This is a genomic window from Streptomyces sp. NPDC006743 (assembly GCF_040703815.1).
GTDB lineage: Bacteria > Actinomycetota > Actinomycetes > Streptomycetales > Streptomycetaceae > Streptomyces.
In genome coordinates this window covers 1-17,203 of the sequence record NZ_JBEYJA010000024.1, presented here as the reverse complement: position 1 = coordinate 17,203, position 17,203 = coordinate 1, and the positions used below count along the sequence as shown (strand labels likewise).

Annotated in this window: 14 protein-coding genes, 1 tRNA gene and 1 riboswitch; of the genes, 10 read left to right on the top strand and 5 right to left on the bottom strand. The window is 70.6% G+C overall.

What is annotated here, in order from left to right:
- The first annotated feature begins 124 nt into the window (after positions 1 to 124).
- Positions 125 to 291, top strand: a riboswitch (cyclic di-AMP (ydaO/yuaA leader).
- Between the two features lie 4 nt (positions 292 to 295).
- From ABZ719_RS20535 to ABZ719_RS20515, 5 genes are all read left to right on the top strand, one after another.
- Positions 296 to 1,033, top strand: a complete 738-nt coding sequence (locus ABZ719_RS20535) for a transglycosylase family protein (RefSeq protein ID WP_366726609.1) — start codon at positions 296 to 298, stop codon at positions 1,031 to 1,033.
- Between the two features lie 318 nt (positions 1,034 to 1,351).
- Positions 1,352 to 2,638, top strand: a complete 1,287-nt coding sequence (gene eno / locus ABZ719_RS20530) for a phosphopyruvate hydratase (RefSeq protein ID WP_366726608.1) — start codon at positions 1,352 to 1,354, stop codon at positions 2,636 to 2,638.
- A gap of 178 nt (positions 2,639 to 2,816) precedes the next feature.
- On the top strand, positions 2,817 to 3,293 hold the full coding sequence (locus ABZ719_RS20525) for a septum formation initiator family protein (RefSeq protein ID WP_366726607.1): 477 nt from the start codon (positions 2,817 to 2,819) through the stop codon (positions 3,291 to 3,293).
- 26 nt (positions 3,294 to 3,319) lie between these two features.
- Positions 3,320 to 3,859, top strand: a complete 540-nt coding sequence (locus ABZ719_RS20520; RefSeq protein WP_366726606.1) for a DUF501 domain-containing protein — start codon at positions 3,320 to 3,322, stop codon at positions 3,857 to 3,859.
- Complete coding sequence (locus tag ABZ719_RS20515; protein ID WP_366726605.1) at positions 3,856 to 4,809, top strand: Ppx/GppA phosphatase family protein; 954 nt, start codon at positions 3,856 to 3,858, stop codon at positions 4,807 to 4,809. The genes ABZ719_RS20520 and ABZ719_RS20515 overlap by 4 nt, the downstream gene beginning before the upstream one ends.
- A 37-nt stretch (positions 4,810 to 4,846) precedes the next feature.
- On the opposite strand, the gene ABZ719_RS20510 is transcribed toward ABZ719_RS20515, so the two are convergent.
- Both ABZ719_RS20510 and ABZ719_RS20505 read right to left on the bottom strand, forming a co-directional pair.
- Entirely contained in the window at positions 4,847 to 5,116 is a 270-nt protein-coding gene (locus ABZ719_RS20510) for a type II toxin-antitoxin system RelE/ParE family toxin (protein ID WP_366726604.1), read from the bottom strand.
- Entirely contained in the window at positions 5,113 to 5,394 is a 282-nt protein-coding gene (locus ABZ719_RS20505) for a type II toxin-antitoxin system Phd/YefM family antitoxin (RefSeq protein ID WP_366726603.1), read from the bottom strand. The genes ABZ719_RS20510 and ABZ719_RS20505 overlap by 4 nt, the downstream gene beginning before the upstream one ends.
- A gap of 639 nt (positions 5,395 to 6,033) precedes the next feature.
- Here ABZ719_RS20505 and ABZ719_RS20500 point away from each other — a divergent pair.
- Positions 6,034 to 7,416: an NAD(P)/FAD-dependent oxidoreductase gene (locus tag ABZ719_RS20500; protein WP_366726602.1), complete on the top strand. Its 1,383-nt coding sequence runs from the start codon at positions 6,034 to 6,036 to the stop codon at positions 7,414 to 7,416.
- A gap of 381 nt (positions 7,417 to 7,797) precedes the next feature.
- Positions 7,798 to 9,108 (top strand): cyclopropane-fatty-acyl-phospholipid synthase family protein, encoded by a 1,311-nt coding sequence (locus tag ABZ719_RS20495; protein ID WP_366726601.1) that lies wholly within the window; start codon positions 7,798 to 7,800, stop codon positions 9,106 to 9,108.
- A 72-nt stretch (positions 9,109 to 9,180) separates the two neighbouring features.
- On the opposite strand, the gene ABZ719_RS20490 is transcribed toward ABZ719_RS20495, so the two are convergent.
- From ABZ719_RS20490 to ABZ719_RS20480, 3 genes are all read right to left on the bottom strand, one after another.
- Complete coding sequence (locus tag ABZ719_RS20490; protein ID WP_366726600.1) at positions 9,181 to 10,392, bottom strand: IS30 family transposase; 1,212 nt, start codon at positions 10,390 to 10,392, stop codon at positions 9,181 to 9,183.
- 82 nt (positions 10,393 to 10,474) lie between these two features.
- Positions 10,475 to 13,003: an FtsX-like permease family protein gene (locus ABZ719_RS20485; protein ID WP_366726599.1), complete on the bottom strand. Its 2,529-nt coding sequence runs from the start codon at positions 13,001 to 13,003 to the stop codon at positions 10,475 to 10,477.
- A gap of 66 nt (positions 13,004 to 13,069) precedes the next feature.
- Complete coding sequence (locus ABZ719_RS20480) at positions 13,070 to 13,840, bottom strand: ABC transporter ATP-binding protein (protein ID WP_037852858.1); 771 nt, start codon at positions 13,838 to 13,840, stop codon at positions 13,070 to 13,072.
- A gap of 415 nt (positions 13,841 to 14,255) precedes the next feature.
- Here ABZ719_RS20480 and ABZ719_RS20475 point away from each other — a divergent pair.
- From ABZ719_RS20475 to ABZ719_RS20465, 3 genes are all read left to right on the top strand, one after another.
- Positions 14,256 to 14,338 (top strand) — tRNA-Leu (locus tag ABZ719_RS20475).
- Between the two features lie 388 nt (positions 14,339 to 14,726).
- On the top strand, positions 14,727 to 15,902 hold the full coding sequence (locus tag ABZ719_RS20470; RefSeq protein ID WP_366726598.1) for a 4-hydroxybenzoate 3-monooxygenase: 1,176 nt from the start codon (positions 14,727 to 14,729) through the stop codon (positions 15,900 to 15,902).
- Between the two features lie 227 nt (positions 15,903 to 16,129).
- Positions 16,130 to 17,056 (top strand): Bax inhibitor-1/YccA family protein, encoded by a 927-nt coding sequence (locus ABZ719_RS20465; protein ID WP_366726597.1) that lies wholly within the window; start codon positions 16,130 to 16,132, stop codon positions 17,054 to 17,056.
- Positions 17,057 to 17,203 lie beyond the last annotated feature (147 nt).

Sequence of the window (17,203 nt, the reverse complement as noted above, 5' to 3'; positions counted from 1 at the left end):
TCTCAGAAGCCCTGATCGTCTTTGAAATCCGGCCGATCACCTGTCTACGGTCATGACCGCTCGCCACCGCGAGCCCCGGCTGCCGCAACGCCGAATCCTGCCAGCGGCCGTACGGGAACAGTCGTCGCTTCGAGCGCCGAAGGCAGGAGCGGGGGACCCAAGGTAAGTTGCCGCGCCGGTCGGACGACCGGAGCGGCTGGGGGTGAAGCCGTGCCTCCCCAAGGGCACGGCCGGGCAACTCAACCGGCCCGAACCCGACAGCTCACCTCGCAGGCGTCGGTGAGGGGATCCTTCCATGCTGTTTTCCGGCAAGGGCAAGCATCGTCGTCCGTCCAAGGCCACCCGCGCCATCGCACTCGCCGGTGTCGCCGGTGTCGCCGTCGCCGGCCCGCTGATGGCGGCCGGCAACGCCTCCGCCGCCACCACCTCCGAGTGGGACGCGGTCGCCCAGTGCGAGTCCGGTGGCAACTGGTCCATCAACACCGGCAACGGCTTCTACGGCGGCCTGCAGTTCACCAACTCCACCTGGGCCGCGTACGGCGGCACCGCCTACGCCTCGCGCGCCGACCTGGCGAGCAAGTCGCAGCAGATAGCCGTCGCCGAGAAGGTGCTCGCGGGCCAGGGCAAGGGTGCCTGGCCGGTCTGCGGCAAGGGCCTGTCCGGCGCCTCCTCCAGCGGCGGCAGCAGCTCCTCGTCGTCCTCCTCCTCCTCCTCTTCTTCCTCCTCCTCGTCGTCCTCGTCGAGCAGCAGCTCCAGCAGCTCCAAGAGCAGCACCTCGACCCGTTCGACCGAGCAGCGGGCGGCCGACCGCTCCGCGACGCGTCCGGCCCCGAAGAAGACCGTCACCACCCCGACCGGCAAGAAGGTCAAGAAGGGTGACGGCGAGTACAAGGTGACCGCCGGCGACACCCTCAGCTCCATCGCCACCGAGCACGGCGTGCGCGGCGGCTGGGAGAAGCTGTTCCAGCTGAACAAGGACATCGTCGACGACGCCGACCTCATCTACCCGGGCCAGCAGCTCCACCTGAAGTGACAGCGAGCCGCTAGCCGTACCCCAGGCCCTCCCCAGGCGCGGCCTCCACGATGGAGGCCGCGTGGGGCCGCCCCCGTCCCCACGGGCTCCCCGCCCCGGTGCGTGTTCCCCCGTACGCACCGGGGCGGGGCTTTTTCACTTCCCGTTCGCGTCCCCGCCCCTCCGCCCTTTGTTCCGTGCTGGAACAATGTGTACCGTCACCCTGTCCACGGGACGGTCGGTCGGTCGGTCGGCGGCCCGGGACGGTTAGGCTCTAGTCGCAAGGCACAGCCGCAAGGCAGACCGCCCCGCACTTTCAGCGTCACATCCACGAAGGAGATGCTCGTGCCGTCCATCGACGTCGTCGTAGCCCGGGAAATCCTGGACTCCCGAGGCAACCCCACGGTCGAGGTCGAGGTCGGCCTCGACGACGGCAGCACGGGTCGTGCCGCCGTTCCGTCCGGCGCCTCCACCGGCGCCTTCGAGGCCATCGAGCTGCGCGACGGCGACCCGAACCGCTACCAGGGCAAGGGCGTCGAGAAGGCCGTCCTGGCCGTCATCGAGCAGATCGGCCCGGAGCTGGTCGGCTACGACGCCACCGAGCAGCGCCTGATCGACCAGGCCATGTTCGACCTGGACGCCACCGACAACAAGGGCTCGCTCGGCGCCAACGCCATCCTCGGCGTCTCCCTCGCCGTCGCCCACGCCGCCTCCGAGGCCAGCGACCTCCCGCTCTTCCGCTACCTGGGCGGCCCGAACGCGCACCTGCTGCCGGTGCCGATGATGAACATCCTGAACGGCGGCTCGCACGCCGACTCCAACGTGGACATCCAGGAGTTCATGATCGCCCCGATCGGCGCGGAGTCCTTCTCCGAGGCCCTGCGCTGGGGCACCGAGGTCTACCACACCCTCAAGAAGGTCCTGAAGGGCAAGGGTCTGGCCACCGGCCTCGGCGACGAGGGCGGCTTCGCCCCGAACCTCGGCTCCAACCGCGAGGCCCTCGACCTCATCCTCGAGGCCATCAAGGAAGCCGGTTACACCCCGGGCGAGCAGATCGCCCTGGCCCTCGACGTCGCCGCCTCCGAGTTCTACAAGGACGGCGCGTACCTCTTCGAGGGCAAGGAGCGCTCCGCCGCCGAGATGACGGAGTACTACGAGGAGCTGGTCGCGGCCTACCCGCTGGTCTCCATCGAGGACCCGCTGTTCGAGGACGACTGGGCCGGCTGGAAGATCATCACCGACAAGCTCGGCGAGAAGGTCCAGCTCGTCGGTGACGACCTGTTCGTCACCAACCCCGAGCGCCTGGCCCGCGGCATCGAGGAGGGCGCCGCCAACGCCCTGCTGGTGAAGGTGAACCAGATCGGTTCGCTCACCGAGACCCTGGACGCCGTCGAGCTGGCCCAGCGCAGCGGCTTCAAGTGCATGATGTCGCACCGCTCCGGCGAGACCGAGGACGTCACCATCGCCGACCTCGCCGTCGCCACCAACTGCGGTCAGATCAAGACCGGCGCCCCGGCCCGCTCCGAGCGCGTCGCCAAGTACAACCAGCTGCTGCGCATCGAGGAGATCCTCGACGACGCCGCGGTCTACGCCGGCCGCAGCGCCTTCCCTCGCTTCAAGGGCTGAGCAGCGGCTCAAGGGCTGAACAGCCGCTTCGAGGGCTGAACCGCACCACGGCCGAGCCGGGCCGCGAAGAGTGAGGCTCAGCCAGTCGCCCGTACGTCCCCGTACCCGGTCCCGTACCGTGTCCGGGGACGTACGCGCGTGTGCGGCGCGTACGAGACGACCGACGGGAGGCGGGACGATGGCCGTGAAGGACCGGGACCGGTTCTCCACCGCGACCAGGCTCAGGCTGCTCGGCGAGCAGACCGCGGCCCGTGTCTACCGCTCCCAGACCCGGCGCCAGGCCCGCCGCTCCCGGCTCACCGGGCGCGCCGCGCTGCTCGCGCTCGTCGTGTGCTCGATGGTGGTCGCCCTCGCCTACCCGATGCGGCAGTACGTCGCCCAGCGCGCCGACATCGCCGACCTCGAGCGGCAGAAGGCGCAGGCGCAGCAGCGGGTCGAGCAGTTGCGCGACCTGAAGGCGCGCTGGCAGGACGACGCCTACGCCCAGCAGCAGATCCGGCGCAGGCTGCACTACGTGCTGCCCGGCGAGACCGGTTACACCGTGGTCGACCCGGGGCCGGTCAAGCAGTCCCGCGCCGAGCAGGGGACGGCCCGCCGCCCCTGGTACACCAACGTCTGGTACGGCGTCGACAAGTCCGACGCCGCCCGCCAGTGAACCGACAGAGAGACATCCCGACAGGCATGGAAACGCCCCCGCCGCCCACCCCGCGCACCGCACCGACCGACGCGGACGTCGAGGCTTTCAAGCAGCAGCTCGGCCGCCCGCCGCGCGGGCTGCGCGCGATCGCGCACCGCTGCCCGTGCGGGCAGCCGGACGTCGTGGAGACGGCCCCGCGGCTGCCCGACGGCACACCCTTCCCGACGTTGTACTACCTGACGTGCCCGCGGGCCTCCTCCGCGATCGGCACGCTGGAGGCCGACGGCGTGATGAAGGAGATGACCGAGCGGCTGGCCACCGACCCGGAACTGGCGGCGGCCTACCGGGCCGCGCACGAGGACTACATCCGGCGCCGGGACGAGATCGAGGAACTGACGGGCTTTCCGAGCGCGGGCGGCATGCCGGACCGGGTCAAGTGCCTGCACGTCCTGGTGGCGCACTCGCTGGCCGCCGGCCCGGGGGTGAACCCGCTGGGCGACGAGGCCATCGCGATGCTGCCCGAGTGGTGGCGCAAGGGCCCGTGCGTGACGGTGCCCGAGGACCATGAGGAGGGTGACCGGTGACGCGGGTCGCGGCCATCGACTGCGGTACGAACTCCATCCGTCTGCTCGTCGCGGACGCGAATCCGGAAACGGGCGAACTGGTCGACCTCGACCGGCGCATGACGATCGTGCGGCTCGGTCAGGACGTCGACCGCACCGGCCGGCTCGCACCCGAGGCGCTGGAGCGCACGTTCGCGGCCTGCCGCGAGTACGCGCAGGTCATCAAGGAGTACGGCGCCGAGCGGCTGCGCTTCGTGGCGACCTCCGCCTCCCGGGACGCGGAGAACCGGGACGAGTTCGTGCGCGGCGTGGTGGACATCCTCGGAGTCGAGCCGGAGGTGATCTCGGGCGACCAGGAGGCCGAGTTCTCCTTCACGGGTGCGACGAAGGAACTGACGGGGCGTGACGACCTCGCCAAGCCGTTCCTGGTGGTGGACATCGGCGGCGGCTCCACGGAGTTCGTGGTGGGCGAGGAGCACGTGCGGGCGGCGCGCTCGGTGGACGTGGGCTGCGTCCGGATGACCGAGCGTCACCTGGTCCGCGAGGGCGCGGTGAGCGACCCGCCCACCGAGGAGCAGATCGCGGCGATGAGGGCCGACATCGAGGCGGCCCTCGACCTCGCCGAGGAGACGGTCCCGCTGCGCGAGGCGCACACGCTGGTGGGTCTGGCCGGGTCGGTGACGACGGTGTCGGCCATCGCGCAGGAGCTGCCCGAGTACGACTCGACGCGCATCCACCACTCCCGCGTCTCCCGTGACCGGGTCCGCGAGATCACCACGTCCCTGCTGCACTCCACGCACGCCGAGCGCGCGACGATCCCGTCGATGCACCCCGGCCGGGTCGACGTCATCGGCGCGGGCGCCCTGGTGCTGCTCGCCGTGATGGAACGTGTCGGAGCGCGGGAGGTCGTCGTCAGCGAGCACGACATCCTGGACGGGATCGCTCATTACGCGGCGAGCGAGGTGCGTTGAGGGCCGGTGCCCGACGGTCTCGGTGCCGGGCGGGGCGTCACAGGTCGCGGTAGACGTCCCGCCGGTCGCCCACCTTGACGACCAGGATGACGAGTTCACCGTCGTTGATCTGGTAGGCGATCCGGTAGCTTCCGACCCGGAGCCGGTAGAGGCCCGACGGGCCGGTGAGCTTCTTGACGTCGGCGTCCTGGCGGTACGGGTCGTCACCGAGTGCGGTCAGCGCGGTCAGGATACGCATGGCGTCGGGCCGGCTGATGGCCCGGAACTGCCGCTGCGCCGCCGTGGTGAACCGGAAGGCGTACTTCACGCCGCCTCGCCGTCTCGCTCGGTGAACAGGTCCGCCAGCAGTTCCGCCATGGTCACGGTGCTGCCTCCCTCGGCCAGCACCGCTTCGGCCTCGCGCGCCAGCATCACGTCGGCCGCTTCCTCCAGCGCTTCGAAGTCCGAGACCGGCACCACGGCCGCCACCGGGGTGCCGTTGCGCGTGATGACAGTCGGGACGCCTTCCTCAGCCCGCTTGATGTGGTCGGCGAGATGCGCGCGGGCTTCCCGCACGGTCACGGTGTTCTCAGTGTTCTCAGTCATGAGGTCAGTGTACGCGTGCACGTGTACACGCGGCATCTGTCGGGAGTCGCGTTCGTGAGCGATCCTCGACGGGATCGCCCGGTCGGTGGCGTGACCGGCCGGTGGCGCGAGCCCTCGCACAAGGGCCGGCGCCGCCGGCCCTTGTGCGGCCGGAGCCACGAGCCCCCGAGCGGCCGGTGGCGGAGCCCCTCGCCCGCCCCCGCCCGCACCCCCTTCGCCCGCCTTCCGGCGGCGCCGGCTGAGCAGGCCGGACGGCGTACGAGCGGCGGGGAAGGGCCCGGCGGGGCCCGCGGTGACACCCTGTCGGAAAACTTCGTGAAGTTCTTCACAAGGAATTGCCCCACGCACCCTCACCGGAGGGGTGCGGTCGGCCCCCACGGGGGCTCAGCGGGGAGGTGAGGGTGCTCAGGGGAGCACTCCGGGGGAGGTGTGGACCGCCAGTGGGAGGCTGCTTCACCGGGGCGCCGTCGGGCCGGAGCGGCAGCTCACGCGCCCTTGACAACGGTTCGAACCGGATCCTGGTTCCCTCGCGTCACCATGATCTCGGTCACGCGGGCCGCGCAGTTTAGCACAGGCACTTGCGAACCTTGTGAAGGGGCGCACGAGGTACCCCCCGCCGACGGGTGGATACTCGATGCCATGAGCACCACGGAGCGTCCCAGGATCCTCGTAGTAGGCGGTGGGTACGTAGGCCTGTACGCAGCTCGGCGCATTCTCAAGAAGATGCGCTACGGAGAGGCGACCGTCACGGTCGTCGACCCCCGGTCGTACATGACCTACCAGCCCTTCCTCCCCGAAGCCGCCGCCGGCAGCATCTCCCCGCGTCACGTCGTCGTCCCGCTGCGGCGCGTGCTCCCCAAGGCGGAGGTCCTCACCGGTCGGGTCACCACCATCGACCAGGACCGCAAGGTCGCCACGATCGCCCCGCTGGTCGGCGAGGCGTACGAGCTGCCCTTCGACTACCTGGTCATCGCCATGGGCGCGGTCTCCCGCACTTTCCCGATCCCCGGCCTCGCCGAGCAGGGCATCGGCATGAAGGGCATCGAGGAGTCCATCGGCCTGCGCAACCACGTCCTCGAGCAGCTCGACAAGGCCGACTCGACCACCGACGAGGAGATCCGCCGCAAGGCGCTCACCTTCGTCTTCGTCGGCGGTGGCTTCGCCGGTGCGGAGACCATCGGTGAGGTCGAGGACATGGCCCGGGACGCGGCCAAGTACTACACCAACGTGTCCCGCGAGGACATGCGCTTCATCCTGGTCGACGCCGCCGACAAGATCCTCCCCGAGGTCGGCCCCAAGCTCGGCCAGTACGGCAAGGAGCACCTGGAGAGCCGCGGTGTGGAGATCTACCTCTCCACGTCCATGGACTCCTGCGTCGACGGCCACGTCGTGCTGAAGAACGGCCTGGAGGTCGACTCCAACACCATCGTGTGGACGGCCGGCGTCAAGCCCAACCCGGTGCTCTCCCGCTTCGGCCTGCCCCTCGGCCCCCGCGGTCACGTCGACTGCGCGCCCACCCTCCAGGTGCAGGGCACCGACTACATCTGGGCCGCGGGCGACAACGCCCAGGTCCCGGACCTCGTCGGCCGCAAGGCGGGCAACGAGAACGCCTGGTGCCCGCCCAACGCCCAGCACGCGCTGCGCCAGGCCAGGGTCCTCGGCGACAACGTGGTCTCCGGCATGCGGGGCTTCCCGCAGAAGGACTACAGCCACGCGAACAAGGGCGCGGTCGCGGGTCTCGGCCTGCACAAGGGCGTCGCGATGATCGTCATGGGCAAGATGAAGATCAAGCTCAAGGGCCGTCTCGCCTGGTACATGCACCGCGGCTACCACGGCATGGCCATGCCGACCTGGAACCGCAAGATCCGCGTCTTCGCGGACTGGACCCTCGGCATGTTCCTCAAGCGCGAGGTCGTCTCGCTGGGCGCCATGGAGAACCCCCGCGAGGAGTTCTACGAGGCCGCCAAGCCCGCCCCGGTCGCCGCCGCGCCGAAGACCGAGGAGAAGGCCAAGGCGTCCTGACGCCGGGCCGACGCAGTCCCTTGAGCCGTCCTCGCCGAGCCGCCCGTCCCGGGTGCCGAGTCCCACCTCGTACCCCCGGGTCCCGCTCCTGAGCCGCGCTCCCCGAAGGGGCCGCCCGCCATCCGTGGTGCGGGCGGCCCCTTCGGCGTTCCCGGACACGCCCGGCCCGGCCGCGCGCGTCCGGATGCGGTGCGGGGAAAGCCGTGCCCGGCGTCTCGCGCGCGTGCGCCGCACTCCGGATGCCGGACTCGGCACACCGAAATACGTGGCCGCTGCATCTACTTTGCCCAGTCGTAACCCGCTTGCGGGACTGCGCGGTGGCCCTCGTGGTGTTTACGTGGTGGATGACATCCGGCGTTCGCCGTCACGGAGGTGTGCACCATGCCCGACGCCGCGCTGCGGCTCACGAGACTGCTCGAACAGGTGCTGGGAACACCGCTCCCGGTGCGCATCCGCGCCTGGGACGGTACGGAGGCGGGGCCACCCGCAGCGCCCGTTCTCGTCGTACGCAACCGGCGCGCCCTGCGCCGGCTGCTCTTCAAGCCCGGGGAGTTGGGCCTGGCCCGCGCCTGGGTCTCCGGCGACCTGACCGTGGAGGGAGACCTCTACACCGCCCTCGGCCTGCTCTCCGGTCTCATCTGGGAGCGCGGTGAGGACGCCCGCGGCCTCACCCAGGCGCTGCGCGACCCGTCGGTGCGCTCCGCGGTGGCGGGCCTGGTGAGGATGGCCGGTCTCCCGCTGCCGCCCGCCCCGCCCGCCGAGGAGGTCCGCCGGCCCGGCCACCTGCACACCAGGCGCAGCGACAAGCAGGCCATCAGCCACCACTACGACGTCGGCAACGACTTCTACGAGATCGTCCTCGGCCCGTCCATGGTGTACTCCTGCGCCTACTGGCCGGCCCCCGAGCCCGGCGCCACCCTGGAGGAGGCGCAGCGCGACAAGCTCGAACTCGTCAGCCGCAAGCTGGACCTGAAGCCCGGTCAGCGCCTGCTGGACGTGGGCTGCGGCTGGGGCTCCATGGCCATCCACGCGGCCCGCGAGCACGGCGTGAGCGTCGTCGGCGTCACCCTCTCCCAGGAGCAGGCGGCGTACGCCAGGAAGCGGGTGGCCGACGAGGGTCTGACCGACCGGGTGGAGATCCGCGTCCAGGACTACCGGGACGTGTCCGACGGGCCGTACGACGCCATCTCCTCCATCGGGATGGCCGAGCACGTCGGCGCCGCCCGCTACCTGGAGTACACCACCGACCTGTACGCCCTCCTCAAGCCCGGCGGGCGGCTTTTGAACCACCAGATCGGCCGCCGCCCCCAGCGCGACGAGTCGGCCTACCGGGTGGACGAGTTCATCGACGCCTACGTCTTCCCGGACGGCGAACTCGCCCCGATCGGCACCACGGTCACCCAGTTGGAGCGCGCCGGTTTCGAGGTGCGCGACGTCGAGGCGATCCGCGAGCACTACGCGCTCACCCTGCGCCGCTGGGTCGCCAACCTGGAGGCGGACTGGGACCGCGCCGTACGGCTCACCAGCCCCGGCCGCGCCCGCGTCTGGCGGCTGTACATGGCGGCCTCCGCGCTCGCCTTCGAACGCAACCGCATCGGCGTCAACCAGGTGCTCGTGGTGAAGACCCCCGAATCCGGTGACTCGGGGATGCCGCTGCGGGCCCGCACGTGGGGGGCGCCGGACACGCCGTAGCCGCCGCGGCACGCCGAGGGGCCCGTTCCACCGGCGGTTTCCAGCGGTCGTTGCAACACGTGGTCGTGTTGATCAGGCCGTGAGCAGTTTATGCAGGCGCTCGGCTGGGGTTTCCCAGCCGAGCGTTTTGCGTGGGCGGCGGTTGAGCTGGTCGGCGACGGCGGCCAGGTGCTCGGGGGTGTGGACGGACAGGTCGGTGCCCTTGGGGAAGTACTGCCTCAGCAGGCCGTTCGTGTTCTCGTTGGAGCCGCGCTGCCAGGGGCTGGCGGGGTCGCAGAAGTAGACCGGGATGTCGGTGGCGAGGGTGAACTCGCCGTGCCGGGCCATCTCGCTGCCCTGGTCCCAGGTCAGGGACCGCATCAGCTGGGCGGGCAGGGTCTGGACGGTGGCTGTCAGAGCGGCAAGGACGGCCTCGGCGCTGTGCTCGCCGGGCAGGTGCAGGAGCATGACGTAGCGGGTGGCGCGTTCGACCAGGGTGCCGATCGCGGACCTGCCGTCTTTGCCGATGATCAGGTCGCCTTCCCAGTGGCCGGGCACGGCCCGGTCAACGGCCTCGGCCGGGCGTTCACTGATCATCACCATCGGTGTGGTGAAGCGTGTCTGGCGGCAGTTGGCCTGTCGCTGGGGCCTGCGCCGGGCGCGGCCGGATCGCAGGGCGCCGGCGATCTCACGCCGCAGCTGCCCCCTGCCCTGGATGTAGAGCGCCTGATAGACGGTCTCGTGGACCACGTGCATCTCCGGCCGGTCGGGAAACTTCTGCCGCAGAGCCTGGCATATCTGCTCCGGACTCCACTTCTCGTCCAGCATCGCCTGGACGGCCTCACGCAGCTCAGGGTTCTGGAGGATCTTGCGGGGCTTGGGGCGGGGCCGGCGGGCATCGGCGCGGGCCTGGGCGGCGTGTGGGCGGTAGGCCCCGCTCGCGGGGTGGCGGTTGCGGCGGATCTCACGGCTGACCGTGGACGGGCTGCGGCCCAGCTCCGCGGCGATCGCCCGCACGGTGGCCTTCTCCCGCAGCCGGTCGGCGATGTGGATCCGCTCGTCCTCGCTCAGGTACCGGGAAGGGCCGGAAGCCGGTACCACCAGATTGATCGGTGGTACCGGCTTCCGGTTCCGCTCCCAGCGGCCGTTACGCCACTTGTTGCCCGTCCTGCGGTCAACGCCGACGATCCGGCACGCTTCGGTGTTGCTGTAGCCCTGCTGCACGAGCCGGGAGTATGCCTCCCGCTCACGTGACAGCTTCCTGGGACCCTGCGGAGTCCGGTCCCCTCGAACCTCGAAGTCCATCGCACCCCTTGAACTGGGGTGTTGCAACGAACACTAGAACCCAAGACCCGGAACGGGCCCCTCGGCGTGTGTGCGCGCCGGATCACTCCGACTTGATGGCCTGCAGCATGTTCAGACGGGCCGCGCGGCGGGCCGGCCACAGGGCCGCGAGGACGCCGACCGCCGCCGCCAGCAGCAGGAAGACGGCCATCCGCCCCCAGGGCAGGATCAGTTCGTACGTCGCCATCTTGCTGCCGATCAGCTCACCGGCCGCCCAGCCGAAGAAGACGCCCAGGCCGATCCCGAGGACCCCGCCGAACAGGGCGATCACCAGGGACTCCAGGCGGACCATCCGCTTGATGCCCCTGCGGTCCAGGCCGATCGCGCGGAGCATCCCGATCTCCTGCGAGCGTTCGAAGACCGACATCGCCAGGGTGTTGATGACGCCGAGGACCGCCACGATCACCGCCATCGCGAGCAGGCCGTAGAGCATGTTCAGCATCAGCGTGAAGGACTTGGCGATGTCGTTGGAGATGTCCTTCTTGCTCTGGACCTGGATCGCCGGGTTGGAGCCGAGCGCCTCGACCAGCTTGTCCTTGGCGGCGTCGGAGGCGCCGTCGGCGGTCTTGACCATGACCTGCATGTCGGTCGCGTCGCTCTGGTGCGGGGCGAGCACGGCGTTGTCGAGCATGATGCCCTGGATCATGTCGTTGCCCTCGTAGACCCCGGCGACCGTGAGCTTCTGCTGCTTGCCGTCCTCGTAGTGGACGGTGAAGCCGGAGCCCGCCGTCCAGCGGTGGGCCTTCGCGGTCTTGTCGTCGACCACGACCCGGCTGCCGCCGACCGTGAAGGAACCGTCCCGCACCTTCAGCTCGGTCAGCTTGCCGATGGCGGCGCCGTTGACACCGGTCAGGTACTCGGTCTCGCCGCCGATGCGGGAGGGCGCTTCGCGCAGCGGGCTGGTGGCGATGACGCCCGGCGTGCCGCTCAGCTTCTTGTCGACGTCCGGGGAGAGGCCGTTGCCGTTGGCCATCGACACCACGTAGTCGGCGCGGATCGCGGACGACGCCATCTTGTCGATCGCCTGCTGGAGACTGCCCGCCATCACCGTCATACCGGTGATCAGGGTCAGCCCGATCATCAGCGCGGACGCGGTGGCCGCCGTGCGGCGCGGGTTGCGCACCGAGTTCTGCCGGGCCAGCTTGCCGGAGACACCGAAGACGCGCAGCACGGGCGCCGCGGCGGCGATCAGCGGACGGGACAGCAGCGGCGTCAGGATGAACACGCCGATGATCAGCAGCACGGCGCCGAGCCCCATGGGGGCCTGGGCCGAGTCGGAGTCCATCGTGGTCGCCCCGAGGACCACCGCGACGCCGGCCGCGGTGAACAGGGCACCCAGGGTGTTGCGCAGCACCAGCGACTTGGTGGTGGCCTGGGCGTGCAGGCTGCTCATCGCCGCCACCGGCGGGATCTTCGCGGCGCGGCGGCCGGGCAGCCACGCGGCCAGCATGGTCACGAGGACGCCGACGGCGAGGGCCGCGACGACCGTGCCGGGCGTGATGACCAGCGGTCCGTCGGGCACGGTCGCGCCGAACGACCCCAGCAGCGACTTCAGCCCGGCGCCGATGCCGATACCGGCCAGCAGACCGGTCACGGCGGCCACCGCGCCCACCACGAACGCCTCGATCAGCACGGACCGGGTGACCTGGCGGCGGGAGGCGCCCACCGCGCGCAGCAGCGCCAGCTCCTTGGTGCGCTGGGCGACCAGCATGGTGAAGGTGTTGGCGATGATGAAGGTGCCGACGAAGAGCGCGATGCCGGCGAAGACCAGCAGGCCCTGCTTCATGCTGCTCATCGACGAGGAGATCATCGACGCCTGGTCGTCGGCGAGCTTGCGGCCGGTGGTGGTCTCCGTCCTGCCCTTGGGCAGCGCCGCGTCCAGCTGGGCCTTCAGCGCCGTCTGGCTGACGCCCTGCTTCGCCTTCACGTCGATCTCGTCGTACGTGCCCGGCTTGCCGAACAGCTTCTGGGCGGTGGCCGTGTCGAACAGGGCGAGGCTGCCGCCCGCGGTGACGTTGCCGTCGTCGGTGGTGAAGACGCCGGCGACGGTGGGGGTCAGGACGGGGCCGTCGACGGAGATGCGCACGGTGTCACCGACCTTGTAGCCGGCCCGGCGGGCGGTCTCGGAGTCGATGAGCACCTGGTCCTTGCCGTGCGGGGCGGTGCCGGAGGCCAGCGGGTACCGGGGGTCCTCCGTGCCCCAGTAGTTGCCCCCCTCGGACTGGAAGCCGCTGCCGATCAGCTTGCCGTCCTTGCCGGCGATCGCGGTGAAGCCCTTGACCACGCCGAGCGCCGAGGCCGCGCCGGGCACCCGGGCGCTCTTCTCCAGCACGGCCTGGGTGAGGTCGGGCGTCGTGCCGACCCGGTCGCCCCTGCTGTCCTGGTGCTTGGCCTCGACGGCCACGTCGACGTGGTCGAAGCCCTTGGCGGAGCTGTTCTGGAAGGCGTCGGAGATGGTGTTGGTGAAGACCAGGGTCCCCGACACGAAGGCGACGCCGAGCATCACGGCGAGCACGGTCATGAGGAGCCGGGCCTTGTGCGCGAGAACGTTGCGCAAGGCGGTGCGGAACATGGGTTGTCTCAGTCCAGGTGTACGAGGTGGGGGGTGCGGCGGGGGCGGTCGGCGCCGGGCGCCGTGTCAGCTGGTGCGGCCCTTGGCGTCGAACTGCTTCATGCGGTCCAGGACGGCGTCCGCCGTCGGCCCGTACACCTCGTCCACGATCCTGCCGTCCGCGAGGAACACCACCCGGTCCGCGTACGCCGCCGCCACCGGGTCGTGGGTCACCATCACCACGGTCTGGCCCAGTTGGCGCACCGAGTTGCGCAGGAAGCCCAGCACCTCGGCGCCCGAGCGCGAGTCGAGGTTCCCGGTGGGCTCGTCACCGAAGATGATGTCCGGCTTGGAGGCCAGCGCCCGCGCGACGGCGACCCGCTGCTGCTGGCCGCCGGACAGCTGCGAGGGCCGGTGGCCCAGGCGCCCGGACAGCCCCACCATGTCGATGACCGAGTCCAGCCACTGCTTGTCCGGCCTGCGGCCCGCGATGTCCATCGGCAGCGTGATGTTCTCCAGGGCCGTCAGCGTCGGCAGCAGGTTGAACGCCTGGAAGATGAACCCGATCTTGTCCCGGCGCAACTTGGTGAGCTGCTTGTCCTTCAGGGAGCCCAGTTCGGTGTCGCCGATGCGCACCGAGCCGGAGGAGAAGGTGTCCAGGCCCGCCACGCAGTGCATCAGCGTGGACTTGCCGGACCCGGAGGGGCCCATGATCGCGGTGAACTCGGCCTGCGCGAAGTCGACGGAGACCCGGTCGAGGGCGACCACCTGGGTCTCGCCCTGTCCGTAGATCTTCGACAGATCCGTGGCGCGCGCGGCCACGGCGGTGGCGCGTCCGGCGATGGAAGAGGTGGTCACGGGCGGGTGCTCCTGTCGGGACGACGGTGTTCTCGGGACGTTCTCCATCGTCCCCGGCGATCCCGTCCGTGAAGTCAGCCGCTGTTCCGGTTCCGGGGGGCGACTGCGGTCGGACCGCGGGCGTCCGTGTCATACCTGGGGATGACTCCGGACCCTGAGAACGCCGCGGACGCTCCCACCCGCGAAGAGGGAGGTCAGGAACAGGTGGAGCGTCCTTGTTCGTACGGTGAAATTCCGTCATTCCGCATACAAGGCCGCCCGTCGGCCGCAAGGCTGTTGGCAAGTGCCGATGGCGCCTTCCGAGTGCTGATGCACCCTCAGACGTCAATAAAATAAGACAACATCGGTCCGCCTGTCCGGTGTCCGAAGGACGCCTCCCGATAGGCTCGGGATCTCAGCGCGGAGCCCATGGCCTGCCCGGATGGTGGAATGCAGACACGGCGAGCTTAAACCTCGCTGCCCCTCGCGGGCGTACCGGTTCAAGTCCGGTTCCGGGCACAACCTCCTCGATGGCTCCTTTGCACACGTGATGTCTCGAAGGTGCCGTTCTCTCCGCGCCGGCTCCTTCGATTCCGCCGGCTCCGTCCGAAGCGGGGGGCCCGGACTCTCGCGGAGATGCCGGCTCCGGCCGACGCCCCGGCTTCGAGGGACGCCCCAGCTTCGAAGGACGCCCCGGCTCCGGCGCGCGGGAACGCGTCCGCGCCCCCGGCTCTCCCCTTCACCCCTCTTCCTTCCCCTTCCTCCTCCCCCTTCCTTCCTCTCAGGGGGCCGTGCCCTTGCCGCCCGATCGCGTCCGCGGTCATTGACATCGGGTGGGTCCGGGCGGAGACTCAGGCAACTTCGTGAAGGAAAGTTCACCTCACGAACAAGCCGAGAGGAACGCCCGATGCGCACCACTGTCGGCATCATCGGAGCCGGCCCGGCCGGCCTGCTCCTGGCCCGGCTGCTCCACGGCGCCGGGATCGACTCGGTCGTCCTGGAGAGCCGTGACCGCGCCTACGTCGAGCAGCGCCAGCGCGCCGGGATCCTCGAGCAGGGCACCGCGGACGTGCTGCGCGCGGCCGGTGCGGGGGAGCGGATGGACCGGGAGGGGCTGCGGCACGACGGCATCGAGCTGCGGTTCGCCGGGCGCCGCCACCGCGTCGACTTCCCCGGCCTGACCGGCGGGCGGTCGGTGACGGTGTACGCCCAGACGGAGGTCTGCAAGGACCTCATAGCCCTCCAGCTCGCCGAGGGCGGCCCGCTGCTGTTCGAGGCGGAGGCGCTGGCCGTGGAGGGCGCGCAGAGCGACCGTCCCGCGGTCCGCTTCCGGCACGAGGGACGCGAGGACGTCCTGGAGTGCGACTACGTCGTCGGCTGCGACGGCCACTGGGGGGTGGCGCGCAAGGCCGTGCCCGCCGCGCTCTCCCAGGTGTTCGAGCGGACGTACCCCTTCGGCTGGCTCGGCATCCTCGCCGACGTCGCCCCCTCCCACGACGAACTCGTCTACGCCCGCCACGAACGCGGTTTCGCCCTGCTGTCCATGCGGTCCCCCTCCGTCTCCCGCCTCTACCTCCAGGTGCCCGCCGGCACCGACCCGCAGGTCTGGGCGGACGAGGCGATCTGGGACGAGCTGGAGCGCCGGTTCGAGACCGGTGACGGCTGGCGGCTGGCCCGCGGACCGGTCACCCAGAAGTCGGTGACCCCCATGCGGTCCTACGTCCACGAGCCCATGCGCCACGGCCGGCTCTTCCTCGCCGGGGACGCCGCCCACATCGTCCCGCCGACCGGCGCGAAGGGGCTGAACCTCGCCGTCGGCGACGTCGTCACCTTCGCGCGGGCACTGATCCACGAGCGGGAGACCGGCTCCGCCGAGCTGCTGGACGCCTACTCGCGGACCTGTCTGCGGCGGGTCTGGCAGGCCGAACGGTTCAGCTGTGACATGACGGCCATGCTGCACCGCTCGCCGGAGGCCACCGCCTTCGAGGAGCGCCTGCAACTGGCGCGGCTGGAGCGGATCGCCTCCTGCCGGGCGGCCGGGACGGACCTCGCCGAGGGCTACACCGGCTTCCCCCTCGGCTGACGTCGGCCGCCGCAGGGTCCGCCGTCCGGGCCCGGTGATCTCAGGCTGGTTCCGGACAGGTCGCGGGCCGGTCATGAATGGTCCCGGCCGTCGCCGGGAATCACCCGCCCGCGTAGCGTGTTCCGCAGCAGGACGAGGGAAAGATCCTTCCCAGGTAGTAGGGTCGATCCTTTGCCGTTCCATTACTCTTGAGCCAAGGCCGCGACGTGCGGCCATGGAGGAGTGAGATGAGGAGCAGAAACCCGGTCTTCTCGCGACGGGGGTTCAGCCGCGACAACGGCTACGCGGGCTTCAACACCGCGCCGCAGGCCGGGGGCCCCGCAGTCGGCACGCAGGGCGGCCCGTACCCGCAGGGCGATCCGTACGCCCCGCAGAGCGGCAACCCCTACGCGCAGAACCCTTACGCTCAGAACCCCTACGCCCAGCAGGACGTGCAGTACGGCGCGCCGCCGCAGGCCCCGTCCGCCGCCGGCCGCATGACGATGGACGACGTCGTCACCCGTACGGCGTCCACCCTCGGCGTGCTGGTCGTCACGGCCGCGCTCGCCTGGGCGCTGCTGCCGGTCGACGACGCGCACATCAGCCGTTCCTACGGCCTCGGGGTCGGCGCCGCGCTGATCGCGATGGTGCTGGGCTTCGTCCAGTCCTTCAAGCGCAAGGCCTCGCCCGCGCTGATCCTGAGCTACGCGGCCTTCGAGGGCGTGTTCCTCGGCGTGGTCTCCAGCGTCGTCGACAACCGCATCGCCAGCGGCGCCGCCATGCAGGCCGTGATCGGCACGATGGCGGTCTTCGCCGCCGTCCTGGTCGCCTACAAGGCGGGCTGGATCCGCGTCAACCGCCGGTTCTACGGCTTCGTGATGGCCGCCGCGCTCGGCTTCGTGCTGCTGATGGTGGTCAACACCCTGTTCGCCGTGTTCGGCGGCGGTGACGGCCTCGGCTTCCGCAGCGGAGCCCTCGGTGTCGTCTTCGGCGTCATCGGCGTCCTGCTCGGCGCCTGCTTCCTCGCCCTGGACTTCAAGCAGGTCGAGGACGGCGTCGCCTACGGCGCCCCGCGCGAGGAGGCCTGGCTCGCGGCCTTCGGCCTCACGCTGACGCTGGTGTGGATCTACATGGAGTTCCTGCGGCTCATCGCGATCCTCAACAGCAACGACTAGCCCCTCACCCGCCGCGCCGCGGGGAGACGGTACGCGCAAGGGCCCCGGCTTCCTTGGGTTCAAGGGGTCGTCGCAACACCACTCGGTTTTAGGTGGTGAGTAGATCACGAAGACGCTCGGCTGGGGTATCCCAGCCGAGCGTCTTGC